We start from the raw sequence: 25,785 nt of genomic DNA, 5'->3' as shown, positions 1-25,785 counted from the left end.
GTCATGAACGGGTTCGTGGTGAAAAATACGATGCCTTTGTCGATCAATTTGTTCAAACGGCTGGAAATCTTTTCCCTAAACTCTACCTTCACTGGGAAGACTTCGGCCGTTCAAACGCAGCAGATATCTTGAACCGCTACAAGAAAGAAATCCCAACCTTCAACGATGATATCCAAGGAACAGGTATCGTTGTCTTGGGTGGTATCTTTGGAGCGATGGACATCACGGGTGAAAAATTGACAGACCAAGTTTACCTTTGCTATGGTGGTGGTTCTGCCGGTGCTGGTATTGCAGATCGTGTTCATGCGGAAATGGTTGCTGAAGGTCTTGATCCAGAAGAAGCTTACAAACGTTTCTTCATGATTGATAAACAAGGTCTTTTGTTTGACGATATGGAAGATTTAACGCCAGCTCAAAAACCATTTGCTAAAAAACGTGCTGACTTTGAAGGAAAAGGAGACATGACCAGTCTTCTTGAAGTAATCAAAACTGTGAAACCAACCATCTTGGTCGGAACTTCCACAAACCCAGGTGCCTTCACAAAAGAAGTCGTCGAAGCCATGTGCCAAAATACAGAACGCCCCGTGATCTTCCCAATTTCAAACCCAACCAAGAAATTAGAAGCAACTGCCCAACAAGTCATCGAATGGTCAGACGGTAAAGCCTTTGTGGCGACCGGTGTCCCTTCAGGAACTATCAGCTACAAGGGTGTGGACTATGAAATCGGTCAAGCCAATAACGCTTTGATCTATCCAGGTCTGGGTCTTGGAATGTTAGCATCTGAAGCTAGTCTTTTGACAGACGAAATGATTGGGGCAGCTGCTCACTCCTTATCCGGTATCGTCAATCCAGGTCAACCAGGTGCGCCTGTTCTCCCTCCTTTCCAATATGTAGCTGACGTGTCCATCAAGGTTGCTGAAGCTGTTGCTAAGAAAGCTCAAGAACAAGGTTTGGCGCAAGCTAAGGAAACAGATATGGCAAAAGCTGTCCGTGACCTTAAATGGTATCCAACCTACTAAAAAGGAGTTGACTGAACAACCATGAAAAAATTGAACAACATCAAAATTTCCGGTGTCAGTCTTCCTCTATATGCATTCATCGTCATCGTTCTTGCGGTGACGATTGCTATGGGGAAACTCCCACTCAATATGCTTGGAATCACCCTTTTATTGGTCGTGATGGGGCATCTTCTCTACTATATTGGTGAGAAACTTCCGATTATGAACTCTTACCTGGGCGGAGGCTCTGTCTTTACCCTACTTGGTGCGACCCTGCTCGCTACTTTCCACGTCATTCCAAGTGACATCATAGTAGCAACTAAGGGCTTCTTAGGAGATTCTTTCGGATTCTTGGACTTTTATATTGCCGCTCTCATCTGTGGCTCTATCCTTGGCATGAATCGAAATCTTTTGGTCAAGGCATCTGCCCGTTTTATCCCTGTCTCTCTTGTAGCCATGGTTGTAGGAGCTCTCTCAGTTGGTGCGGTAGGTGCTCTTCTTGGACAAGGGTTTGGGCATTCCATTCTCTATGTTTCCTTCCCTCAAATGGTCGGAGGCATGGGAGCTGGGATTTTACCCCTTTCCAAGATTTATGCAGCCAACCTTCATGCAAATCAAACAGATATTTTCTCCCAGTTAGCCCCTGCTACAACCCTTGGGAATATCCTAGCTATTATCGGTGCAGTCATGATTGCAAAGGTATTTGCAAACAGCAAATATAATGGTCACGGCGTTCTCATCCCCGTCAATAAGGACGAATTAAAAAAAGAGAAACTGACCCTGGACCCAAGCGAAATTGGAGTGGGTATGATGTTTGCTTTCACCATTTTCTTGCTCGGTGTTATCTGTAATGCCTTTATTCCCAAAATTCATAGCTATGCTTTCATGATTATTATCGTATTCATCCTCAAGGCTCTCAATGCTGTGCCGAAGGCTCTTGAAAACTGTGTCGTCATGTTTAACCAAGTGATCATGACGAACTTGACTCATGCCGTTTTGGCTGGGATTGGTCTCTCTCTTATTGACCTTTCAACACTTGCTAAAGCCATGACTTGGGAATTCATCCTCCTTAGCTTGACTTCCGTAGTTGCGATGGGCCTTGCTTCAGCCTTGATCGGAAAAATGGTTGGCCTCTATCCAGTTGAAACAGCGATTGGATCTGGAATGATCAACAACTCCATGGGCGGAACAGGAAATATTGCGGTACTTTCAGCCTCTGATCGTATGGAAATGATTGCCTTTGCCCAAATGGCCAATCGACTTAGCGGTGCCATTATCTTAATTTTAGGTGGATTGCTGGCTTCTATCCTTTCATAACTAAAAAACTCTGTCATTTCTGCAGTCAAAACGGCTATAGAAATGATGGAGTCTTTTTGTTATTCCCTGCTCCTTCAATCCTATACCATCTGTAGAAAGAATTGGCCCCCTTTAAACTCACAAATCTAGGTTCTTCCAACAAAGCAAAAAAACAGCCACCTCCAATAGGCGACTGTTTCTCTCCAATAAAATCTAATAGAGATAATAACGGCTGATGACTGTCCATACTTGACCAGAATCAGTGGATTCTTCTAGATATCCATTTGCATTGACCCGATAGTAACCACCGGTAGCTGCTGGTGATGTGCTTTGGGAAGAAGGACGAACCCGTATATAGACCAGATGATCGTCCCCCATCCAACTAGATGCCTGATAGTCTGAGTTGGAGCTATCTGTTCCATTTTCTTGTCGATAGGCTGCAATAGCCCAGTTATTCACTTGTTCAGTCGTTAAGCTTCTTGTATCTACGGAGCGATCTTCCCGTATCGGAGAGGATGTTTTATCCGTAGAGGTGCCATTTTTGGTTAATATCAAATCTTCACGTGATTGTAAAGGTTGACTGTAATCAAAGGACTCGTTGCTTGCAGCCTGCCAAATAACAGGTTGAATGCCGTCTGATGAGATCCGAATCCCAAAATCATATTTGACATAAGCCCCACCAATCTGAGCACCAGGACTTAAGGCGGCCGTTTGAGAATCGTCCTCTAAAACATAGCGATAAAGACCACTTCCGACCTGAATGGTTTGCTTTACCTGGGAGATGTACTGGGCATTTCCAATCACCGTTTCCACTTTTCCATTTTCAGAGAAAGTCATGCGAATTTGAGTCTGCATATTTTGATCATAGATAGACCAGGTCCCCAAAAGTGTAGAAGGAAAGATGGTCCCCGCCTGAGAAGTTGTCGTAGATGAAGAAACCGTCGACTCTGTCTGACTTTTTGAAGTAGCGCTTTGTGACGTGCTGCGACCTAAATTGGCATTATTGACCGTATTTTGGCGACTCCATATCGTGAAAAAAATGACAGCAAAAATGGAAACTAATATCAAACTAATACCTAAACCAATCCAAATTCCCAATTGGCGCTGTTTCGGTTGTCTGCGATTTGGTACCCGGGACATAGGGTCCTCCTTTTTTATATCGAACTTATCAATTCATTATACCTTTTTCAAAGCACTCTCGCTAGTAAAAGAACCTGATAATAGTGAAAATCCGATGGTTCATTCGGGCTTTGAAAGAAAGTAAACGGACCTGCTCCTACTCTTACAGGCCAAATCAAAAAAATAAAAAAGAAAGTGGGACAGAAATCGGTCATTCGTTCGAATTCGATTTCGTCGTCCCAGCTCCGCACAGTTGACTAGGGCTATAAAAACAGATGAAATCAGGCTAGTCGAGCCCAATCAACCACTGCGTCTTGCGCGACAATCCAAAAACAAAAAGAGGCTAGGACTTTTGTCCCAGCCTCTCCACTACAAGCTTCTATTAGTCTTTAGCAGATAGGGCTGCCATCGTAATGTAGTTGTATGGTTTATTGAAGTGTGGTAAGAAGAATAGGTCTGTCAAAGCCAATTTCTCAATCGTTACATGTTCTTGGATTGCCAAGGAGAACATATGAATTCCCATTGAAATCGCCGAATCACGTGAAACCATTTGAGCACCTAGGATTTCACGGCTATCTTTATCATAGACGATTTTAATCGCTACTTCATGGTTGTCATGTTTGATAAATTCTGGTTTTTGAAGGTCATTAAAACCTGTTTCTACCGCATTATAGCCAGCTGCTTTAGCCTTTTCAAGCGTCAATCCAGTTGAAACCATGTGAAGACCATAGATGGAAATACCATTTGAACCTTGCACGCCGATACCCTCTAACTCATGGCCACAAGCATTGTAAGCACCTACGATACCTGTACGAACAGCATTTGAGGCAAGTGCAATATAGCTAGTATCTTTACGAGCATTGTCATAGACAGTCGCACAATCTCCTACTGCATAGACACCTGGAAGAGATGTTTCTTGTTTCTTATCTACAAGGAAAGCACCATTACGGAAAAGTTCAATCTTGCCATCTCCAAGTGCAGTGTTAGGACGGAAACCAACAGCAAGAACCACCATGTCTACATCAAAGGTTTCTTTGTCAGTCACCAAACGTTCTACTTTTCCATCACCTTCAATTGCTTTTACAGTTTGACCAAGCGCTAAGCGAATATTGTTTTCTTCTAGGTTTTTCGCCATTAGCTCTGTGAAATCTTTATCGTAGTAACCATTTAAGACGGTATCGACAATATCCACTAGAACCACTTCTTTTCCAAGGCGTTCAAAGGCTTCTGCAAGCTCTACACCAATATAACCGCCACCAACAACAGCGATTCGTTCAAGGTGTTTGCTCTTATCTTCCAGTTTTTTAATGACTTCTTCAGCATTTTGGTACAATTTTACAAATTGAACATTTTCAAGGGTCGCCTTAAATTCGCGATTGCCTTTCACAATTTCTACCCCTTCAATTGGTGGTAAAATTGGTGTCGAACCGGTTGCAAAGATTAATTTTTCGTATGACTCTTTGTGTTCTTTACCTTCAACTTCTGCAGTCACAACTTTGTTATCGTAGTCAATTGAAAGAACTGGTGAGTTCATGTAAACTTTAGCACCTTTTGCTTCCAATTTTTCTTTATCTGAGTAGAAAAGTCCTTCTGGACCATCGATTTGCTCCCCGATCCAAAGTGCCATCCCACATCCTAAAAAGGAAATATTTGAATTTTGGTCAAAAACAACGATTTCATTTTCATTCCCAAAATTATCTAGCATGGTATTGATACATGCTGTACCAGCGTGATTGGCACCAACAACAACGATTTTTGACATAGAGAATTCCTCCAAAATAATATTGTACAATGTCATTATAATGAAAAAGTAGAGCGTTTTCAAAAAATATGCTCATGAATTCACAATTTTTTTGAAAAGTCTTCTAAAACATTTTAAAACAAAAATACATGAAACCTTTCAAAAAAACATGGGAATCGCTTTCAAAACGCCTCTTTTTATGCTATACTAATAGCGTAATATCTGATAAGGAGGACGGAAATTTGGCTCGTAACAAAATGCTTGCGATGATCCTAGCTGGTGGTAGAGGCACCCGTTTAGAAAGTTTAACGAAAAAGATTGCAAAACCAGCAGTCGCTTATGGTGGAAAGTATCGCATTATTGATTTTCCTCTGAGTAACTGTGCCAATTCAGGACTAGAAATTGTCGGTGTCCTGACACAGTATGAATCGATTTTGCTCAATGCCTATGTATCTCAGTCACAAAGATGGGGATTGGATGCGCAAGGATCTGGAATTTTTGTTCTTCCTCCTCGCGAAAAAATCGAAGGTTTTGGACTTTACAAGGGAACTGCTGATGCCATCACTCAGAATATTGACTTCATTGATTTAAATGAACCAGAGTATGTTCTGATCTTGTCTGGGGACCACATTTATAAAATGAACTATGACAAGTTGTTAGAAACGCATGAAAAAAATCAGGCAGATGCTACTATTGCTGTTATCGAGGTTCCACTTGACGAAGCTTCTCGCTTTGGAATCATGAATACCGACGCAGATTTACGGATAAACGAGTTTGAAGAAAAACCGGCCAAACCAAAAAGCAATCTCGCTTCGATGGGGATTTACATCTTCAACTGGAAAACCCTTAAAAAGTATCTCCAAGAAGATGATAAAAACGAAGAATCCTCACATGACTTTGGTCATGACATCATCCCGAAATATCTAGCAGATGGCCGCCGTCTCTGGGCACATCCCTTCAAAGGATACTGGAAGGATGTTGGAACGGTTAACAGTCTCTGGGAGTCTAATATGGATTTGATTGACCATTCTGATCAGCTCAACTTGTCTGACTCTACTTGGAAGATTTACTCTGAGGACAAGGGGTCTCCTGCTCAAGTCATCGGTGAAAACGCAGTAGTTCGTTCTGCTTACGTTGATAAAGGGGCAATCATCTATGGACACGCTGAGCACTCTGTCATTTCGACAGACGCCATTATCGAAGAAGGGGCGATTGTGACCAACTCTGTCTTGTTACCAGGTGTTCGCATCCAAAGCGGGGCTAAGGTGGATCATGCTATCGTTTCTGAAAACGTCCAAATTTCCGAGGATGTCGAAGTAGCGGGTAGTCCTGAGAAAATCTTATTAGTCGATCGAAATGTAAATAAATAAGGGGGATGGCTATGTTAAAAAATACACTCGGAATTGTCAATATTGAAGGTACCAATGTAAATTTTGGCAAGGTCATGTCTCATCGGGCTGCACAATCTTTTAGTTTTCTTGCCCGGTATCGATTGATTGACTTTGTCCTGTCCAATATGTCTAACTCAGGTATTTCTGAATACCAAGTTTATATGCCGGCAAACAGTCGCTCCACCATTCAGCACGTTGGAACGGGTCAGCACTACAACATCAATAGCAAGCGAGGAAAACTCCGTCTTCTCCATAGCGAACTAGATAGTTCTCCGATTTACCAGCATGATGTGCGGGCCTTTACGGATAATCTCCGTTATATTGAAGATTCCAATAAAGAATTTGTTCTCATCGCCCCTAGTTACTTTATTTACAGCCAAGACTATACCGAACTCCAGGAAGATCATGAACGGACCGGAGCAGATATCACTGTTCTTTACAAGAATGTCAACAACGCCCGTGAAAACTTCATCGGTTGTTCGACCATCGTGTTTGGAGATGACAAGCGAATCGTTAACTTCCAAGAAAATCATGGAAAATATAAGAACCGTCCTGTCTCTCTTGAAGCATACTTCATGCGTCGCGAGACTTTTATCGGCCTCATCAAGCGTGCCAACCAAGTCTCATCCCTCTATTGGTTGAAAGATATCTTACACGACGTCGTCAACGAATACAAGATTTACGGATACGCTCATCGAGACTATGTCGCTTGTATCAACAACGAGGAAACTTATTTCAATACCCAACTTGAGTTGATCGATGCCAAGCAAAGAAAGCTTCTTTTTAAGCCCAACTGGCCAATTTTCACGCGGACAGGCGATTCTTCTCCTACTCTTTACGGCCCTTTATCTGAGGTCAGAGGAAGCTTACTTGCAAATGGTAGTATCATTAACGGTCATATTGAAAACTCTGTCATTGACCGTGATGTGGTGGTAGAAGATGGTGTCACTATTAAAAATTCTATTATTTTAAATCGGGTTCACATCCGGACAGGTGCTTACATCGAAAATGCCATCATAGACAAGTCTACAGATATTAAACATGCCGTAGAAATCATTGGTAAGGATAATAAACCTGTCTATATCCGCTCAAATAGTATCATTTAGGAGGCAACGATGACCAAAAAGAAACGAGTCCTGTTTGTAGCATCCGAAGGACTTCCTTATATCAAAAGCGGAGGACTGGCAGACGTTATTGGCTCCCTTCCAAAAGAGCTCGTTCTACAAGGACAAGATGTCAGAGTAGTCTTGCCTCTCTATTTAAAAATGGCAATCCAAGACCATGGTCGCTTTGAGTATGTGACGACTTTTGATGTCAATGCTGGAGACATCCATACCCTGGCAAATGTCTACACCGAAAACGTCGACGGGGTTCAATTTTACTTCATTGAACACAGAGACTTTTTCGAGCGTGATGAGCTCTATGGATACGATGATGATGCCATCCGCTTCGGCTTTTTCCAGCACGCTACCTGTCGGTTATTAGAAGCCTTGGATTTTTTCCCAGATATTATCCATAGCCATGACTGGCATACGGCTGCGATTCCATTTCTCTGCCGTACCTTCTACAGCTATCGAGAAGAATTCCGAAACATTCGCCATGTCTTTACGATCCATAACCTAGCCTTTCAAGGGATTTTCTCAAAAGAGGCTCTCTGGTCAGCCCTAGGCATGAACTACCATTACTATGAAGACGGAACGGCTCGCTTTTATGAGAACTGTATTAGCTATATGAAACTTGGCATCCTCTATGCAGACAAGGTAACAACTGTCTCAGAAACCTATGCCCAAGAAATTCTAACCGATGAATTTGGGGAAAATATGAACCATGTTCTCGGCAGCCGCTACTATGACCTCTCAGGCATTGTCAATGGAATCGACTATGATCTTTGGGATGCTCAGACAGATCCTTATTTAGCTCAGCCCTATAGCTTCAAGAATCTACAGGATAAGAAGAAAAACAAACTCGCCTTACAAGAGCAGTTTGCTCTACCACAAAATCCCAATGTTCTTCTGATTGGTGTTGTGTCTCGTCTTACCTGGCAAAAGGGCTTCTATCTTATGGCCCATCATTTAGATGAACTCCTCGCTTCTGGAGCACAATTTGTGGTCCTTGGAAGCGGTGAGGAGGCGATTGAGGACACATTCCATTTTTACAAGGAAAAATATCCGCAACAGTTTGCTTTTTATCGTGGCTATAATGAGCCCCTGGCGCATCAGATTTATGCTGCTTCTGATCTCTTCTTTATGCCATCCATGTTTGAACCGTGTGGCATTAGTCAATTAATTTCCATGCACTACGGGACCCTTCCATTGGTTCGAGAAACTGGCGGGCTGAAAGACACAGTAGAAGCCTATAATGAATTTGACGGGACTGGAACAGGCTTTAGTTTTGCTGGTAAACAAGCACACAGTATGCTTCAAGTCTTTGGTTTGGCCATTGATACCTACTACAACCGCCCTGAAGACTGGCAGAAATTGATAAAACAAGCCATGGAGAAAGATGTTTCTTGGACCGCATCGGCTCAAAAATATCTCCTTCTTTACGATCAATTAGTATCCTAGTTATCTTGTGTATTAGCGTTTGGGGAGACCCAAACGCTAATTATCGAAGCAAGATGTCGATTCTTATTCTTAAACGATCAAATATAGTAATTTTGAAACATTTTCTATTTTGGGATCAGGAATGCTCTTTCCTACAGAACCCAATTTTAGCCTGTCGCTTTTAGGAGGTTATCATGTCAACATTTGGTGAGCTGGATCACTATTATTTCCAATCTGGAGAGCATACAAGCTTATATGAGAAGATGGGAGCACACCCAATTTTTGAAAATCAAAAAAGAATCGGCTTCCACTTTCGACTATATGCCCCAAACGCTCAAGCAGTCTATGTAGTGGGAGACTTTAATGAGTGGGAAAAGCAACATCCCATGTTAACTGAAGGAGATGGCTACTTTTCTCTTCCTATCCTAGGGGTCTTGGAACAAACAGCCTATAAATACCTCCTTCACACGAAAGATGGTCAGTGGCTCTACAAGTCCGATCCCTTTGCCTTTTGGAGTGAAATCCGACCTCACACTGCGTCTCTCACCTACCAGAGCCACTATGATTTCCAAGATCAAGACTGGATCAATCAACGACTCGAGACCTCATACGAAAACCAACCTCTTTCCATCTATGAAGTTCATTTAGGGTCCTGGAAACAAAAACATCCCAAACAACAAAAGGACGACCCTTCTACTGATCATTTTTACAGTTATCGAGAAATCGCTCCCCTCCTGATTGACTATGTAAAGAGCAACGGTTTTACTCATATCGAATTGATGCCGATCATGGAGCATCCTTTTGATGGCTCTTGGGGATATCAGGTTACAGGCTATTATAGTGCAACCAGTCGTTATGGTGAACCAGACGATCTGAAATACCTGATCGACCAATGTCACCAAGCGGGAATCGGTGTCCTCTTAGATTGGGTTCCCCTTCACTTCTGTAAAGACGCGCATGGTCTTTACCTGTTTGATGGCTCTCCACTTTACGAATACCCTAAGGAATCCGATCGTGAAAATCATCAATGGGGGACCGCAAACTTTGACCTCGCAAAGGGCACTACGCGCTCTTTTCTCCTCTCAAATGCCAGCTACTGGCTAAAAGAGTTCCACTTTGATGGAATTCGGGTGGATGCCTTGTCTTACATCCTCTACTGGCGTGGGGAGACAGAAGAAGACAAACTGAATCACGGAGCGATTGATTTTATCAAACGGGTCAACGCCCTTCTTCATACGGAACATAAAGGTATCCTCATGATTGCAGAAGATTCCTCCAGCTATCCTGGAGTAACTCATCCTCTGGATCAAGGGGGGCTCGGTTTCGATCTCAAATGGGATCTAGGTTGGATGAATGATTCCCTTAAATTCATGAGCCGTTCCTCGATTTACCGACCATTTCACAGCAATGAACTAACCTTTGGCATGTATTACAACCAAAATGAACACTTCATTTTGCCACTGTCACATGATGAAGTAGTCCATGGAAAGCTTTCTATTGTTGAAAAAATGAATGGAGACTATGAAGATCAGTTTCATCAAGCACGGGTCTACTATAGTTTTATGTATGCTCATCCAGGAAAAAAACTCCTCTTTATGGGCAATGAGTGGGGACACATTCGCGAATGGCACGAACATAGGGAAATGGACTGGATGTTATTAAATTACCCCGTTCACCAAAGCTTTCATCAAATGATGAAGACCCTTCTTACGCTCTATAGAGATCATGATGCCTTTTGGAAATACGATTTTCAAGCCTACGAAAAAGGCTTTGATTGGGTCAAAATTGATCCCGAAGCCAATCTTTATGCCTTTAGGCGCATGTCGGATGACGAAGAAATTCTCATCGTTAACAATTTCAATGATCAGGAATTGTTTGATGTCGAATTAGACCTACCCGATGATGGAACTTATCGACTGATTTTTTCTTCAAATGCTGTTCCAACCGCTACTTTTAATTTACAGGTCACGGATGGAAAAACAAAACTGACCATCCCACGCTATACAAGTTTTTATTTTAAAAAACTTCCCCAAGAAACACCTGCAACTGAAATAAAAAAAGGATCCCTTTCCAAACACATGCATTGAAGAAGACCACATCAAAAAAGCCAATCTGATCAAAACAGGATTGGCTTTTTGATTGTCCGGATAACGAACCCTTTTCAAAAGTCTTTTCAGGGGTCATGTTCGTTTAGTTTTCTTCTCTTTTTAAGTGCCAGATGTCTTGATTGTACTGCTCAATAGTCCGATCACTTGAAAAGAATCCAGCTTGAGCAATATTGACAATTACTTTGTCTAACCAAGCATCTCGATCCTCATAATCTGTCAGCATCCGATCTTTGACACGGATATAATCTTCCAAATCTAAGAGAGTCATAAAGTAATCCTCATTCTGCAACCGTTCTTGCAGGCGCCATAGTCTCTCATCGATTCCACCGGCTTGACGGACAACGTCAGACGTAATGAAATCAACTAAAGGCTTGATGGACGGACGCTCGTAATAGTCTCTGCAGTGATAACTACCATCCATATAATGCTGTATGACAGTCTGACTATCCTCTCCAAAGATATAGATATTGTCATCGCCAACTAAATCTGCAATTTCTACATTCGCTCCATCCAAAGTCCCAAGGGTCAGGGCTCCATTTAACATAAACTTCATGTTGGATGTCCCAGAAGCTTCCTTAGAAGCGAGGGAGATTTGTTCAGAAATATCTGCCGCTGGGATTAAGAAGCTGGCTTCTGTGACGTTATAATTTTCAATCATAACGAGCTGAAGATGAGGTGCCACTTCTGGATCATTGGCAATCACCTGCGATAAGACCAGGATCAAATGAATGATGTCCTGTGCAATCGTATAGGCAGGTGCGGCTTTCCCACCAAAAAATACAGTCAACGGGCGACTAGGAATCTTGCCCTCCTTAATTTCCAAATATTTATGGATGACGTAAAGGAGATTCATTTGTTGGCGTTTATACTCATGTAGCCGTTTAATCTGTACGTCAAAAATAGAATTCGGATTAATATCTAACCCTTGTTTTCTCTTCAGGTGACGTTGTAATTTCCGTTTGTTATGCGCTTTGATATCCTCTAAAGCAGTCTTAAAGGAATCCTTGTCCGCAATCGCAAGCAACCCTTCTAGTTCCGTTGCATCATGGTGATAGCCATGTCCTAGCAGTCGATCTAATTCCTGGGCCAAATGAGGATTGGCATGCATCAGCCAGCGTCTAAAGGTAATTCCATTTGTTTTGTTATTAAACTTGTCTGGATAAAGTTCATAAAAAGCCTTAAGCTCGGAATTCTTAAGAATCTCGGTATGTAAGGCGGCGACACCATTGATCGAATAGCCATAATGAATGTCCATATGCGCCATATGCACGCGACCTTCGCCATCAATGATATTCACAGCAGGATGATCTTTTATAGCCTTGGCACGACGGTCCAATTCTTCAATAAAGGGCACCAAATGTGGGACAACTCGATATAAGAAATCCAGTGGCCACTTCTCCAATGCCTCTGATAAAATAGTATGGTTGGTGTAGGCAGTCATAGACTGGACAATATTCACCGCCTCATCGAAGGAAATACCTCGTAATTCTAGCAGTCGGATTAATTCTGGAATGACCAAGGATGGGTGGGTATCATTAATCTGAATCACCGCATAATCCGCTAGGTCATGAAGATTTGAACCCTTCGCGATTGCTTCATCAATTAAGAGTTGGGCCGCATTTGAGACCATAAAATATTGTTGGAAAATACGCAAAATTTTTCCTTGATCCGTGGAATCATCTGGGTATAAAAAGAGCGTCAAGTTGCGGAAGATGTCTTCCTTGTCAAATTCAATCCCATCATACACAATGTTATTGTCCACAGAAGCCACATCAAACAGACGAAGTCGATTTTTTCGTTCTGTTTTATAGCCCGGTACATCAATATCAAAGAGCTGCGAAGTCAGAGTAAAGTTTGCAAAAGGAACCTGATAGGAAATCGGTGACTTGGTCAACCAGGACTGCTCCGTAATCCAACTATCCGGGATAGTGGACTGTTGGTGGTATTCAAAAATCTGACGAAATAGCCCAAAGTGATAATTTAAGCCAACTCCATCACCATTGAGGCCCAGGCTTGCAATCGAGTCCAAGAAACAGGCCGCCAATCGACCTAAACCACCATTTCCAAGAGAAGGTTCCATCTCCAACTCTTCAATAGCAATCAAATCTTTTCCTGCAGCTGCTAACTGCTGCTTCACTTCATCATACACCCCAAGATTGATCAGATTGTTAGACAACAGTTTTCCGATTAAAAATTCAGCTGAGATATAATAGACCTTTTTCTTTTGATCATTGGTACATTTTGCCTCACTTCTTTGTTTGGTAAAAGCCAGGAGAGCATAATACAGTTCCTGGTCCGAACAATCCTCAATCCGCTTGGCATAGCGAGCTTGCACAAAGTTCTGCAAATTTATCATGTCGTGACTCCTCATTTTCCATTCTTTCTATCTATTTTACCCTAAAAACTCATTTTGTGCATGAGGTTCTGGCTACTTTTTCACAATATCTTAGAATTTTTTCAATGGATGGACTCTTTTTGCTATGCAAGCGCTTGTTTTTAGATTATAATATTGACGTAACGAAATTCAAAGGAGATTTTCTAGGATGGCTTTTCGAAGATTCACAGCCTATTTAGACGACTTAAGAACTATTAGCATTCACCTTCCCCACCACTTTGAGCATTCGCACCTTACCTTTACTATCACGAAAAAGGGCGAAAAACATCTCGGTCAGGAGTTGCAATTGCAACACTCCCTCGAAGTAAATCAGGAAGTCATTTATCACTTGCAGGCAAGTGAGGATCTCGATCTGGATACCTTTTACGAAATTTACGATCACGACCGGAATCATACTACTTTGGAATATCGCTCTATTGTTCGTACCGCAGCCTTCGATCAGCACTTTTTTTACAATGGATCTGATCTAGGGGCTAACTATACACCAGAAGCCACTACTTTTACCCTCTGGGCTCCTATCTCCGAATCCGTCCTTCTGCAAATAGGAAACGAGACAAAACCACTAGTAAGGAAAGAGCGTGGAATATGGACGCTCACTCTTTCAGGAGACTACGACGGGCAAGCTTATCACTACTTGCATAAGGTCAATAACCAATGGGTGAGTGTCCATGACCCCTATGCCCTATCTTCAGAAGCAAACTCTAAGAGGAGTTATGTCATAGACAAAGGACGTTTTCAACCTGTCAAGCGTGCACGAACGCAAGTTCCCAAGCAAGAAGCTGTAATCTATGAGATGAGCGTCCGTGACTTTAGTTCGGATAAAGAGGCTGGTTTTAAAGGAGGTCCTTTTCAAGCTCTAACAGAGTCACCTCAGTTGAATGGGAAAAAAATCGGCTTTGACTATTTGAAAAAACTGGGTGTTAGCCATGTCCAATGGATGCCCCTTTATGATTTTGGCAGTGTCGATGAGGATCACCCTGAGCTGGTCTACAATTGGGGATACGATCCTGTCCAATACAACGTCCCCGAAGGAAGCTTTGCCTCCAATCCGAATGATCCTTATGCGCGTATCATCGAGCTACAAGAAGCCATTCACTTCTACCATCAAGCAGACCTATCGGTTATCATGGATGTCGTCTACAATCATGTCTATGACATTGATACCTATGCCTTTGAAAAAATCATTCCCGGCTACTGCTATCGCGTCGATGAGCATCATCGCAAAACGAATGGTACCTTCTGTGGAAATGATATGGCAAGCGAACGTTTGATGATCCGCAAGTACATCAAAGACTCGCTTACTATTTGGTTAGACCTCTATGGTTTTGATGGGTTCCGGTTTGACTTGATGGGGATTTTAGACATCCAAACGATGAATCAAGTAGCACAAGAACTTCAGAAACGTTACCCGAACGTTTACCTCTACGGAGAAGGGTGGGAGATGGCTACTGGACTCGAGTCTAGATTATTAGCACACCAGTACAATGCGGAGCAACTTCCACAGATTGGCTTCTTTAACGATCTTTATCGAGATACCCTAAAGGAGACCTTAGTTCAACCACAGCTTCTCCAAGACATCCATCATCGTCAGAGAATCGAGGACATCCTAACAGGGACCATCGGTGCAGCCTTAAAAAATGGTCGCTATCAAACCATTCAGCAAACCGTCAACTATATCGAATGTCATGATAATGCAACCTTTTTTGATTATATTCACCTAAAAAGACCGGATCTCACCCCGGAAGATCAAATTCATATCGCGCGCCTCGGACTTCAGCTGGTCCTCCTTTCTCAAGGAACCGCCTTTCTTCATTCTGGTCAAGAATTTTTCCGGACAAAGGATAACTTAGACAACACCTATAACTGTCCCGATACCATCAATCATCTGGACTGGTCCCGTGCTAACCTATTTGAAAAAGATGTCACCTTTATCCAAAAACTCATTCAATTTCGAAAGAATCATCCAGAGCTGACTTTCTCGTCGAGAGAAGACATTATTGAGAAAATTGATTTTTATTGGCTTAGTGAGACTCTCCTCCGATATAAGATTCAGGCGGAGAATGAAACTCTTGAGATTGTGATCAATTTTGGACAAGAAGGAGCCACTTACCCTCTCGAAACCGAAAAAACCCTGCTCGTCCGCTACCCATTTGTCGGAGAGCAAATCGTGCAAGAGAACGTCCAACTTGGTGGTCAAACTCTCTTGATTTTACGTTAACGAAAATGACTATTCAGACATGTCAACCATGTGAAGAGGGGGAATCCCTACGGTCGCGTGTTCGAATAGTTCTTTTCATTTCTTGCTAAATATACACGATATCTTCTTTCCTAGTCCCGTCTGGTAAATGGAGCACAACTCCTTTCGATTCCTGATTAAATTGACGCAAGGAGCCTTTTCTGAAAAATCTAAGTTAGAAATATGTCAAAAATGCCTGCGATAGAATAAAAGCATTCTACGACAGGCATTTACAACGATTGAAAAAGTTTTTTGATGAACCAATCGACGGACTAGTCTACTAAAATAGCTTCTAGAGCCTGATAAAGCTCCGGTAAATCACTCTTTAAGCGGATAAAGGTCCGGTCTTGACGTAAAAAGGTATTTTCAGTCCGTCCACGAAAGACCAATTCATCTGTGACGGTTCGCATCTCATAATCTAAGGTGATGCGCACACTCGATAGCTTTGTACAGCGGACTTGAATTTTGACCCAATCAGAAAACTTGGTCATCCCAAGATATCTGGCCTCCACCGATACAATCGGACAAAAGACTCCTGTATCTTCTAAGCGATCATAGGCCCAGCCAATTTGCTGAAAAAAATCAATCCGTGCTTCTTCCATCCAGCGAATATAATTGGAATGATGGGCAATCCGCATGCCATCCGTTTCGTAATATTGTACTTGATGCAAATAATCTTTCATAAGGAAAGTGCCTTCTTTTCTCTAGAATCTACTATCATCATAGCATCCCTTGAAAATCTTTGCAAGGATATCTAGAGTTATCTGACCTATTTTCTAGAAAATGGACTTTTGCTATCCTAGACCACTATTTTTTTGATATAATTTGGTCCAGAGGTACAAAATAATGAAAAAACTTGCATTTGATTCAAATCAATACTTAACACTCCAAAGAGACCACTTACGGGAACGGATTAATCAGTTTGACGGAAAGCTTTATCTAGAATTTGGTGGAAAGATGCTGGAAGACTTCCATGCTGCGCGAGTCCTTCCTGGTTATGAACCGGATAATAAGATCAAGCTGCTTCAAGAAATGAAAGAAGAAGTTGAAATCGTCATTGCTATCAATGCCAGCAATATCGAGCAGTCAAAAGCGCGTGGCGATTTGGGAATTTCCTATGACCAGGAAGTGCTCCGACTGATTGATACCTTTAAAGAGCTTGGAATCTATGTTGGATCTGTCGTGATTACCCAGTATGCCAATCAACCAGCTGCTGATTTGTTTCGATTCCAACTGGAAAAAAACGGCATTACGGCCTACTTCCACTATCCAATCAAAGGATATCCGACAGATATCGATCATATTATCTCTCCAGAAGGCATGGGCAAAAACGATTATATCCAGACTAGCCGAAATCTGATCGTTGTGACAGCACCTGGACCTGGATCTGGAAAACTTGCCACGTGTATGTCCAATATGTACCATGATCAATTAAATGGAATCAAGTCTGGATATGCTAAATTTGAAACCTTCCCTGTATGGAATCTTCCGCTCCACCATCCTGTCAATCTGGCCTATGAGGCAGCAACTGCTGACCTAGATGATGTCAATATGATTGATTCTTTCCACCTAGAAACGTACGGCCAAACGACCGTTAATTACAACCGAGATATTGAGATCTTTCCAGTTCTCAAATCCATGTTCGAACGGATTTTAGGAAGCTCCCCCTATCAATCCCCGACTGATATGGGAGTCAACATGGTGGGCTTCTCCATTGTAGATGATGAAGCTGCACGTGAGGCATCCAAACAAGAAATCATCCGTCGCTACTATCAGACTCTCGTGGATTTTAAGGCTGAAAAAGTTTCTGAGTCGGCCGTCAAAAAGATTGAACTCCTCATGAACTCCATCGGGGTTCACCCCCTAGACCGGAAGGTGACCGTCAAGGCCCGGACGAAAGAAGAGGAGACCGGTCATCCTGCTTTAGCCTTGGAATTGCCTTCTGGTGAAATTGTCACCGGAAAAACCTCTGATTTGTTTGGACCAACCGCTGCTGTTCTGATCAACGCGATTAAGCAACTCGCACACATTGATAAGGAAACCCACCTTATTAGTCCAGATTATGTAAAACCGATTCAATCCTTAAAAATTCACCACTTAGGAAGCCATAATCCTCGACTCCATTCCAATGAAATCTTGATAGCGTTAGCGATTACTGCCATGGACAATGAGCAGGCCCAAAAAGCCATGGACCAACTCAGCTCCTTGAAAGGAAGCGAGGTACACTCCACAGTGACCCTTCCTGAAGAGGATAAAAATGTCCTTCGCAAGCTCGGGATCCATGTCACCTTTGATCCAGTATATGAGCAAGAAAAACTCTATCGCCGCTAAATCTTCAAACAAAAACTAAACAAACACAATGAAACCACGAAGCTTCCAGGAACTTCGTGGTTTTCTGTTTCTTACCTCTGATAAGATTCTTCCCCTTTTTCTTATCCAGAATAGAGATCAAACGGAGAATTTCCTTCTTCACTTGAAAGGGCTTATTCTGCAACATCTATCTGTAGCCACATGCCATCAAAAGATTGGTCCATGCGTGAACGACGATATGATGAAGGCTAGAAAAGGAAATTCCAAAAATAATTCTGTCTACTGGGGAGCCTTCTCTTGTCTGATTTGGCGTAACTCTTGTCGTAAGGATGAATATTGCTCCTTTTTCAGGTGGACCCCCTTTGTAGCTACAATTTGGCTAGACACTCGGTTGGCGAAGTCAAGGGCGTCTGCTATCTCTAAATCAGACTGCCTAGCTGCTAGGAAGGCTCCCACATGGCTATCGCCAGCGCCCACTGTATCAGCGATTTGAGCAGGATACCCAGGAGCATGGTACCAGTTTCCATCATAAGCAAGGGCTCCCTTTTCACCTAAGGTCACGATAACCAACTGACCTGTCTGAGCAAACAGGCTTTTAGCCGCTTCTTTCACAGAAGATTCATTGGAAAAAGAAAGAGCTTCTGCTTCATTCACATGCAAAATAGGATGGAGGTCATAAATCGCTAGTAAACGATCCTGTGGAATGAAGAGGCCCCGTGGTCCTGGCGCAAAAATAACTTGTCCCTGTAGACGCCCAACTGCTTGAACCAATTCGAGTCCTGTCGGCTCCTCAACTTCCAATCCGCACACATAAATATAAGAAAAGGTCTCGTCTACCAGCTCATCTATCCAAGACGATTGAAAGGTATACTCGACGCCATGGTCAGATAAAAAGGTCCTTTCTCCATCCGACTCGATAAAGCAGTAGCAACAGCCATTATTCCCCTCTAACTGGATACGACTCTTGATTCCAAGCTTTTCCAGCTCGCTTTGGACATACTTTCCATAGACACCTTGACCAAGAGGTGAAAGAAATTCGTATTCTCCAGTTAGATGATGCAGGATATTGACAACATTAAAGGCACATCCTCCTAAAGACCACAGTTGATGATCTAGGTGAGCATCGCCTTCCCGACTTGGGAGACGATCCAGATAAATCATGACGTCACAGACAGTCGAACCAATGACCAAACTTCGCTTCATAATATTCTCTTTTCTACAGATTTCATTTTCTATTATACCAAAAAATAGGAGTATCTGGTTTCGATTCATTCCTGACTTCACTTATCATGAGATAAATAAAGGCCACTATCCGTCCTTCAAGTCCAACTACTGCCTTGCTGATTCTTATCCATAAACGGGAAAAAACAGGAGTTCCGTTTAGAAATCCTGTTTTTTTCGTTTATTCACCCCTATTTTCTAAATAAGCAGCAATGGAAGCCACATCCTTATCGCCACGTCCAGATAGGTTTACGATGAGGATCTTATCTTTTTCTAAGGTTGGAGCTAGTTTAATAGCTTGGGCTAGTGCATGGGAACTCTCGATTGCTGGAATGATCCCTTCTGTCTTACTTAAGAGCAAGAGGGCCTCTACTGCTTCATCATCCGTCGCAGCAAGATAGGTCACCCGTCCATTTTCCTTAAAGAAAGCATGCTCTGGACCGACACCAGGGTAGTCTAAACCAGCAGAGATCGAGTAGACAGGTGCGACTTGTCCATCCTCTTGGAAGACGGCAAAAGTCTTCATGCCATCGACAACCCCAATCGTTCCTTTCGTCATCGTAGCAGCATGTAAATCTGTATCAAGTCCTTTTCCAGCTGCCTCCACACCAATTAACTGAACTTGAGGATCCTTTACATACTCAGAGAAAGCACCAATCGCATTGGACCCTCCACCTACACAGGCAATGACAGCATCTGGGAGACGCCCTTCTTTTTCCAGGATTTGTCTACGTGACTCAACGGAAATGACTTTTTGGAATTCATGGACAATGGTCGGATAGGGATGAGGTCCAACTGCTGAACCCAGGACATAAAAAGCATCCAAGTCTGACATCCAAGCGCCAAAAGCTGCATCCACAGCATCTTTAAGGGTCTTGGTCCCTGTTTGAACCGCATGGACAGTCGCTCCCATCATTTCCATCCGAAAGACATTCAAGCGTTGGCGTTCGACATCCTCCGCCCCCATATAGATGTCACAGGCCATCCCAAACTTGGCAGCTGCAGCTGCGGTAGCCACTCCATGCTGGCCAGCGCCTGTTTCTGCCAGGACACGGGTTTTCCCCATCCGTTTTGCAAGCAGGATTTGACCTAATACATTATTCAGCTTATGAGACCCTAAGTGATTCAAATCTTCTCGTTTAAGATAAATCTTGGCTCCACCAAGGTGATCCGTCAAACTTTCTGCAAAATACAATGGAGTTTCTCGACCAGAATAATCCTTTAGATAATGATGGTACTCGGCCAAAAACTCCGGATCCTCTTTATACCTTTCAAACGTTCTTTCTAACTCATCTAATAATTCTTGAATTGGTTCTGGTACAAACGACCCACCAAATTGTCCAAAATATCCTTTTTGCTCTGCCATATGCTGTCTCCTTTCCCCAATCAGCTTTAAGCGAATGAAAAAGCCCACGCATAGAAAATCTACGCGAGGGCGCTAATCACAAAGTCATAACACGGTACCACCTCGTTGGATCCTTCACAACAGAATCCACTCATCCCTGTCTATCAACAGGATGCACGGTAAGGGGTGCCAACCGGAAGCTTATGTATTTGCTCCAAACTACTATCAGCCCATTTCCTAAAAGCATTGCCACTGTCTCACAATAACCGACAGCTCCCTGAAGACATTACTAGAAGTACTTCTTCTGATAAATCCATTATAAAATATGTTCCTCCGAAAATCAATCTCATTTTAAATCAATTTTCCTCTCTATTCAATCTTATAAACTATAACTCACTATAAACTCTAGCTATGGCGTCTAGACCGATTGACAGTATATTCATGTAGACTTCTTACCCTTCCGATACACGCTTAAAGGTTGAGGAGGTCATTGACAAATCCTTTGCTTTACGTGTGAAACTAATTTTGATATACTACTGATGCAAGAGTTTTTAAATTCATCCCGTGAGATGAGAAAGACGAGTCATTCACAGGCTTTTTGTTGCAAACTTTTGCCGCTAAAAAAAGGGGCTTTTTTTGTGCCCAAAAGAGAGGTTTAAAATTGGAAAAGAACACATCTGCTGATTTGATCCTAGACGTGGATCAAAGTCCTTCTTTTGGTAAAGGGATCTTGCTGAGCTTCCAACATGTCTTTGCTATGTTTGGAGCCACTATTCTCGTACCGCTACAACTTGGAATGCCTGTTTCTGTTGCTTTATTTGCTTCTGGGATTGGAACCTTGATCTACATGATTTGCACAGGTTTTCGCGTCCCTGTCTATCTAGGCTCCTCCTTTGCCTTTATTACAGCCATGGCATTAGCCATGAAGGAAATGAACGGCGATGTTTCAGCTGCTCAAACTGGCGTGGTCCTTGTTGGCTTGATTTATGTTTTGGTCGCTCTTTCCGTCAAATTTATCGGAACCAAGTGGATCGATGCCCTTCTTCCACCGATTGTAATCGGACCTATGATTATTGTCATTGGTCTTGGTCTTGCTAATTCAGCTGTAAGCAATGCAGGTCTAGTGGCAGATGGTGGTTGGAAGGCTCCTGCTGTTGCTTTAGTAACGTTTTTGATTGCCGCTGTCGTCAATACCAAAGGAACGGGTCTCTTTAAAATCATCCCCTTTCTCTTTGCTATTATCGGTGGCTATATCGCGGCTCTTTTGTTCGGATTGGTTGACTTTCAACCAGTCCTTGATGCGAACTGGTTTGAAATTCCTAACTTCTATCTTCCTTTTAGTACGGGTGGTGTTTTCAAACAGTATGATCTCTACTTCGGACCAGAAACAATTGCTATCTTACCTATAGCGATCGTAACCATTTCAGAACATATCGGTGATCATACAGTGTTGAGCCAAATTTGTGGCCGCCCTTTCCTGAAAAATCCTGGTCTCGACCGGACCTTGATGGGGGATGGGATTGCAACAGCCGTTTCCGCTTTTATTGGTGGTCCGGCCAATACAACCTACGGAGAAAATACTGGAGTCGTAGCTATGACCCGTATTGCTTCTGTCTCTGTGATTCGAAATGCTGCGATCATAGCCATTCTCTTGAGCTTTTTAGGCAAGTTCACAGCACTTATCCAAACTGTCCCTAAGCCAGTCCTCGGTGGGATGTCCATCCTGCTCTACGGTGTCATTGCAAGCAATGGCTTGAAGGTCCTCATCAAGGAACACGTTGATTTTGGGCAAATCAGAAATCTCATCATCGCAAGTGCCATGTTGGTCCTTGGAATCGGTGGAGCTGTTTTGCCACTGGGTCCTGTAACCCTATCTGGTACGGCTCTCTCAGCCCTTACAGGAATCTTGCTAAACTTGCTTCTTCCTAAAGAAACGAAAGCAAGCTAATAAAAAACAAGCAGCCTTACAACCTAACAAAAAGACGCGGTGAATCCTCTTCATCGCGTCTTCTCTTGCTTTTATAAGCAACTATTTACCAGTATTTCGGGCCCCTGCCCATTCTGGTAAAGGGGAAGCTAGGATAAACAGACATCCTAAAGGGACGAACGTACACCTAGTTCTTTCTCAACCATAAGGTCTACAATACTTTCACTTGTGATAGGGATTTAGAGTAGCCTCCCATACAGAATCTTATCACTTGCATGGAATGATCGGTTTTGGAAGCTGAAGCCTACTAATTGAAATGAGTGTGGAAAACACTTCATAAGCTCAGTCATAAAAATATAGGATATAGGACCTAAATTTCTCGTCTTTCAGATGGCTATCGTACGTTTAGCCCGATTATGTAACCGCTACTGTCTAAAAACTTGCTACTACCACTTGCTAGTAGTTCCTACTGGATGATTTCTTGATTGAAAGAGAGGAAGAGTGATCTTGAATCAAATATTCCTCCTTTCCTTTGCGGTACCTCTTGCTTAGCAAATCGCTCTCATGTCACGTGCTCATCAGAAACGATTTGAAGCTGATTGGGATGCTTTCAAGAACTGCACAAAGTATCGTTTCCGTTTTTCATCCTTTCTATTGTGCATCTCTTTTCTTCCCTTTCATTATGACATAGTTTCGATTTTTTTGCAAGCGATTACACAATCTTTGAAGTGTAATTTTGATATCGCTCTATTCCTAAGGGTTCAAGGAAACGTGGACATGGTCATAATGATTGGCAGTGATACTTCCTCTATCTGGCATCGGATTCCAAGTATTGGCTGGTCCATAGATACTTGGGTAAGGTGAATAAAAGCGCTGCTTCCAGATGATATAGGAAATTCCCTTGCTTTGCATTTGTTGAATGGCGTATTGGGCGATTTGATCTCCTAAAGCTGAGCTTGTAGGCACCATGAAATCAAGAGCCAGGCCTTTTCCATGGTCTTGATCGCCAGCTCGATATCCTCCTATATTGCTCAATCCAAATGCTGCAGCTACTTCGTTTTTAAAGGCAATTGTCTGTGGCTGAAGCCCTTCATTAGAGCCTGTATTTGTAAGCGACAAGGAAGCAACCTCGACAGAAGTAGACAAGTTATTGGACCTCCTGCTGCCACCCCCACTCGTGCTCGATTGGTTTGTGGTGGAAGGTGTCGAGTTCGTTGGACTGCTAGTTTGCTGAACTGGATCTTGCGATGACTGTTGAGCAGCTGGTGTCGTCGTATGCTCTTGAATATCTTCCTCCTTTTGGGAGGAATTTGATGGCGTTCCTTCTGCTTCCTTGGAGGAGGCCATTTCTTCCTGGATAGTTTCTTTCTCTTGGCTGTCGATTGGTTGGGTTAGATCTTCAACAGAATGTGTCTGCTCCCCTACTTGAATCTCATTTTTTTCCAAATCAGCCGAAACAACTGTTGGCTCAGCATTTGCCTGAGGTGTTTCAACCTCAATCGCTGTAACTTGCTCTTTTTCGTCCACTTTGGTCCGCAAGACTGTTTCGGGATAGATCAAGTCTAGATTGGTCACATCATTTAAGTTGGCCAGGACCTGCATGTCAATGCCAAGTGCTTCTGCTATCGTACTTAAGGTGTCGCCGTATCGAATAGTATAGACCTTGCCTTCGTTCTTTTCTTGGATATCCGCTTTAATCTCGTCCACTGAGCGGGCCGTCCAATTCATTTCTACTTCGTCAGCCTGTACCTTCATCATCGCCAAAGAGGCCATCGAAAGAGTAAGTGTTGAGAATAAGAGGATTTTTTTATTTTTCTTCTTCATGTTTAGATACATCCTTTTCGTTATGATAGTTCTCATCCTATCATAATTTTCGGATAATAAAAGCACTAACTAATGATTTTATCAACTTGTAGTCTTGCTGTAATCTTCTGACACAATCGTTATAAAATAGTAATCTGACACATCCTCGTGAGACCGATTGATGAGAAGGGAAGGACATGAGAGGGGGGAAGGATTGTAGCAAGAGAGCAAAAGAGAGTGGCACAGTTGAATAGGGCTGTAAAAACTGATGAAATCAGCCTAGTAGAGCCCACTCAACCACTGCGTCTTCTTCGACCATCCAAAAACAAAAAAGAGGCTAGGACTTTTGTCCCAGCCTCTTACACTATAGCATGTGAAGCTCCATACTAAGGATGACTGACAATGACCTCCAGGTCCTGACCGCTCATCATCCAGTTCGTCACATCACTAGGAAGGATAAAGTGGTCTCCTTTTCTAAGTAGATAGCTTACTCCGTCCACTACTATCTCTCCCTGCCCATTCAGGATACTGTAGAGACTATAGTCGACAGTCTTCACAAAGTCAACACGGCCATTGATCTGCCACTTATAAACGGCAAAAAAGTCATTGGCCACAAGGAGGGTCGATTCCAAATCATCGGCATGCAGGCTTACAGGACGGCTATTCGCTGGCTGACCAATGGTTAAGACATCGATAGACTGATCGATATGGAGATCTCGAAGATGTCCTTGGTCGTCCTTGCGATCAAAATCATAGACACGGTAGGTCGTATCACTCGATTGCTGGGTCTCTAAGATGAGAATTCCAGAGCCAATCGCGTGCATGGTCCCGCTCGGCACGTAGAAAAAGTCTCCAGCTTTGACCTTCACCTTGGTCAGGAGTTGCTCCCAATTTCCCTCTTGGATGAGCTGGCGAAGTTCTTCCTTTGACTGGGCATTGTGCCCATAGATAATTTCCGCTCCTTCATCCGCTGCGATGATATACCAGCACTCGGTCTTTCCTAACTCACCTTCATGAGATAGTCCGTAGTCATCGTCCGGATGCACTTGGACACTAAGCCAGTCATTGGCATCGAGAATTTTGGTCAGGAGTGGAAAAACTGGAGATGTGCTATTGCCAAAGAGCTCCCGGTGTTCTGCATAGAGCTTATCTAGTCCTTGTCCACTAAAGCGACCGTTTTTGATGGTGGAAACGCCATTTGGATGAGCTGAAATAGCCCAGTACTCCCCTACCTTATCAGAGGGGATGTCATAGCCAAAGGCGTCCCGTAATTTAGTTCCGCCCCAGATTTTTTCCTGCATAACGGACTGTAAAAAAAGTGGTTCTGCCATGATTTTTTCCTTTCTTATTCT

17 protein-coding genes are annotated in these 25,785 nt (G+C 42.9%); 9 read left to right on the top strand and 8 right to left on the bottom strand.

Annotated elements, in window-relative coordinates:
• Window positions 1-1,019: oxaloacetate-decarboxylating malate dehydrogenase (maeA, locus tag STRDD13_RS08650; RefSeq protein ID WP_231852535.1), on the top strand; the 1,019-nt coding region annotated here is incomplete at its 5' end.
• Between the two features lie 21 nt (window positions 1,020-1,040).
• Window positions 1,041-2,315 (top strand): 2-hydroxycarboxylate transporter family protein, encoded by a 1,275-nt coding sequence (locus STRDD13_RS01555; protein ID WP_067100995.1) that lies wholly within the window; start codon window positions 1,041-1,043, stop codon window positions 2,313-2,315.
• Window positions 2,316-2,507: 192 nt separating this feature from the next.
• Here the strand turns inward: STRDD13_RS01555 and STRDD13_RS01550 are convergent, their stop codons facing one another.
• A complete protein-coding gene (locus STRDD13_RS01550) occupies window positions 2,508-3,434 on the bottom strand; it encodes a hypothetical protein (protein WP_067100992.1) in 927 nt (308 codons plus the stop codon).
• Between the two features lie 361 nt (window positions 3,435-3,795).
• The gene (nox, locus tag STRDD13_RS01545; RefSeq protein WP_067100989.1) at window positions 3,796-5,175 is read right to left on the bottom strand and encodes a H2O-forming NADH oxidase; all 1,380 of its coding nucleotides are present in this window, start codon (window positions 5,173-5,175) and stop codon (window positions 3,796-3,798) included.
• Window positions 5,176-5,411: 236 nt separating this feature from the next.
• Here nox and STRDD13_RS01540 point away from each other — a divergent pair, with 236 nt between their 5' ends.
• The 4 genes from STRDD13_RS01540 to glgB all read left to right on the top strand — a co-directional run bounded on the left by STRDD13_RS01540 (window position 5,412) and on the right by glgB (window position 11,175).
• On the top strand, window positions 5,412-6,524 hold the full coding sequence (locus STRDD13_RS01540; protein ID WP_443031067.1) for a glucose-1-phosphate adenylyltransferase: 1,113 nt from the start codon (window positions 5,412-5,414) through the stop codon (window positions 6,522-6,524).
• An 11-nt stretch (window positions 6,525-6,535) separates the two neighbouring features.
• A complete protein-coding gene (glgD, locus tag STRDD13_RS01535; protein WP_067100983.1) occupies window positions 6,536-7,651 on the top strand; it encodes a glucose-1-phosphate adenylyltransferase subunit GlgD in 1,116 nt (371 codons plus the stop codon).
• Window positions 7,652-7,660: 9 nt separating this feature from the next.
• Complete coding sequence (glgA, locus tag STRDD13_RS01530; RefSeq protein ID WP_067100980.1) at window positions 7,661-9,109, top strand: glycogen synthase GlgA; 1,449 nt, start codon at window positions 7,661-7,663, stop codon at window positions 9,107-9,109.
• A 173-nt stretch (window positions 9,110-9,282) separates the two neighbouring features.
• Window positions 9,283-11,175 carry a 1,4-alpha-glucan branching protein GlgB gene (gene glgB / locus STRDD13_RS01525; protein WP_067100977.1) on the top strand — a complete coding sequence of 631 codons (1,893 nt, stop codon included), beginning with the start codon at window positions 9,283-9,285 and terminating at the stop codon, window positions 11,173-11,175.
• A gap of 103 nt (window positions 11,176-11,278) precedes the next feature.
• On the opposite strand, the gene glgP is transcribed toward glgB, so the two are convergent.
• Entirely contained in the window at window positions 11,279-13,552 is a 2,274-nt protein-coding gene (gene glgP / locus STRDD13_RS01520) for a glycogen/starch/alpha-glucan family phosphorylase (protein WP_067100974.1), read from the bottom strand.
• A gap of 187 nt (window positions 13,553-13,739) precedes the next feature.
• On the opposite strand from glgP, the gene pulA reads away from it, so the two are divergent.
• Window positions 13,740-15,809, top strand: coding sequence for a type I pullulanase (gene pulA, locus STRDD13_RS01515; protein WP_067100971.1), 2,070 nt, complete (start codon window positions 13,740-13,742; stop codon window positions 15,807-15,809).
• A gap of 290 nt (window positions 15,810-16,099) precedes the next feature.
• Here pulA and STRDD13_RS01510 read toward each other — a convergent pair whose 3' ends face one another.
• Window positions 16,100-16,510: an acyl-CoA thioesterase gene (locus tag STRDD13_RS01510; RefSeq protein WP_067100968.1), complete on the bottom strand. Its 411-nt coding sequence runs from the start codon at window positions 16,508-16,510 to the stop codon at window positions 16,100-16,102.
• Between the two features lie 163 nt (window positions 16,511-16,673).
• On the opposite strand from STRDD13_RS01510, the gene STRDD13_RS01505 reads away from it, so the two are divergent.
• Window positions 16,674-18,158, top strand: a complete 1,485-nt coding sequence (locus STRDD13_RS01505; protein WP_067100965.1) for a DUF1846 domain-containing protein — start codon at window positions 16,674-16,676, stop codon at window positions 18,156-18,158.
• Between the two features lie 258 nt (window positions 18,159-18,416).
• Here the strand turns inward: STRDD13_RS01505 and STRDD13_RS01500 are convergent, their stop codons facing one another.
• Window positions 18,417-19,340 (bottom strand): carbohydrate kinase family protein, encoded by a 924-nt coding sequence (locus STRDD13_RS01500; RefSeq protein ID WP_067100962.1) that lies wholly within the window; start codon window positions 19,338-19,340, stop codon window positions 18,417-18,419.
• A 199-nt stretch (window positions 19,341-19,539) separates the two neighbouring features.
• The gene (gene trpB, locus STRDD13_RS01495; RefSeq protein WP_067100958.1) at window positions 19,540-20,724 is read right to left on the bottom strand and encodes a tryptophan synthase subunit beta; all 1,185 of its coding nucleotides are present in this window, start codon (window positions 20,722-20,724) and stop codon (window positions 19,540-19,542) included.
• Between the two features lie 640 nt (window positions 20,725-21,364).
• On the opposite strand from trpB, the gene STRDD13_RS01490 reads away from it, so the two are divergent.
• Entirely contained in the window at window positions 21,365-22,651 is a 1,287-nt protein-coding gene (locus STRDD13_RS01490; protein WP_067100955.1) for a uracil-xanthine permease family protein, read from the top strand.
• 732 nt (window positions 22,652-23,383) lie between these two features.
• Here the strand turns inward: STRDD13_RS01490 and STRDD13_RS01485 are convergent.
• The gene (locus STRDD13_RS01485) at window positions 23,384-24,454 is read right to left on the bottom strand and encodes a VldE C-terminal domain-containing protein (protein WP_067100952.1); all 1,071 of its coding nucleotides are present in this window, start codon (window positions 24,452-24,454) and stop codon (window positions 23,384-23,386) included.
• Between the two features lie 365 nt (window positions 24,455-24,819).
• Window positions 24,820-25,764 (bottom strand): mannose-6-phosphate isomerase, class I, encoded by a 945-nt coding sequence (manA, locus tag STRDD13_RS01480; protein ID WP_067100950.1) that lies wholly within the window; start codon window positions 25,762-25,764, stop codon window positions 24,820-24,822.
• Window positions 25,765-25,785: the final 21 nt, after the last annotated feature.

The sequence above is a fragment of the Streptococcus sp. DD13 genome, assembly GCF_001578875.1.
Lineage (GTDB): Bacteria > Bacillota > Bacilli > Lactobacillales > Streptococcaceae > Streptococcus.
Note: the sequence above shows the minus strand (reverse complement) of the source record. Positions and strands in the feature narration are given on the sequence as shown.

What these genes read in the sequence shown, in the direction of transcription:
- STRDD13_RS01555 (WP_067100995.1), top strand. Translation starts at nt 1,041, where the DNA reads ATGAAAAAATTGAACAACATCAAAATTTCCGGTGTCAGTCTTCCTCTA.
- STRDD13_RS01550 (WP_067100992.1), bottom strand. Translation starts at nt 3,434, where the DNA reads ATGTCCCGGGTACCAAATCGCAGACAACCGAAACAGCGCCAATTGGGA.
- nox (WP_067100989.1), bottom strand. Translation starts at nt 5,175, where the DNA reads ATGTCAAAAATCGTTGTTGTTGGTGCCAATCACGCTGGTACAGCATGT.
- STRDD13_RS01540 (WP_443031067.1), top strand. Translation starts at nt 5,412, where the DNA reads ATGCTTGCGATGATCCTAGCTGGTGGTAGAGGCACCCGTTTAGAAAGT.
- glgD (WP_067100983.1), top strand. Translation starts at nt 6,536, where the DNA reads ATGTTAAAAAATACACTCGGAATTGTCAATATTGAAGGTACCAATGTA.
- glgA (WP_067100980.1), top strand. Translation starts at nt 7,661, where the DNA reads ATGACCAAAAAGAAACGAGTCCTGTTTGTAGCATCCGAAGGACTTCCT.
- glgB (WP_067100977.1), top strand. Translation starts at nt 9,283, where the DNA reads ATGTCAACATTTGGTGAGCTGGATCACTATTATTTCCAATCTGGAGAG.
- glgP (WP_067100974.1), bottom strand. Translation starts at nt 13,552, where the DNA reads ATGATAAATTTGCAGAACTTTGTGCAAGCTCGCTATGCCAAGCGGATT.
- pulA (WP_067100971.1), top strand. Translation starts at nt 13,740, where the DNA reads ATGGCTTTTCGAAGATTCACAGCCTATTTAGACGACTTAAGAACTATT.
- STRDD13_RS01510 (WP_067100968.1), bottom strand. Translation starts at nt 16,510, where the DNA reads ATGAAAGATTATTTGCATCAAGTACAATATTACGAAACGGATGGCATG.
- STRDD13_RS01505 (WP_067100965.1), top strand. Translation starts at nt 16,674, where the DNA reads ATGAAAAAACTTGCATTTGATTCAAATCAATACTTAACACTCCAAAGA.
- STRDD13_RS01500 (WP_067100962.1), bottom strand. Translation starts at nt 19,340, where the DNA reads ATGAAGCGAAGTTTGGTCATTGGTTCGACTGTCTGTGACGTCATGATT.
- trpB (WP_067100958.1), bottom strand. Translation starts at nt 20,724, where the DNA reads ATGGCAGAGCAAAAAGGATATTTTGGACAATTTGGTGGGTCGTTTGTA.
- STRDD13_RS01485 (WP_067100952.1), bottom strand. Translation starts at nt 24,454, where the DNA reads ATGAAGAAGAAAAATAAAAAAATCCTCTTATTCTCAACACTTACTCTT.
- manA (WP_067100950.1), bottom strand. Translation starts at nt 25,764, where the DNA reads ATGGCAGAACCACTTTTTTTACAGTCCGTTATGCAGGAAAAAATCTGG.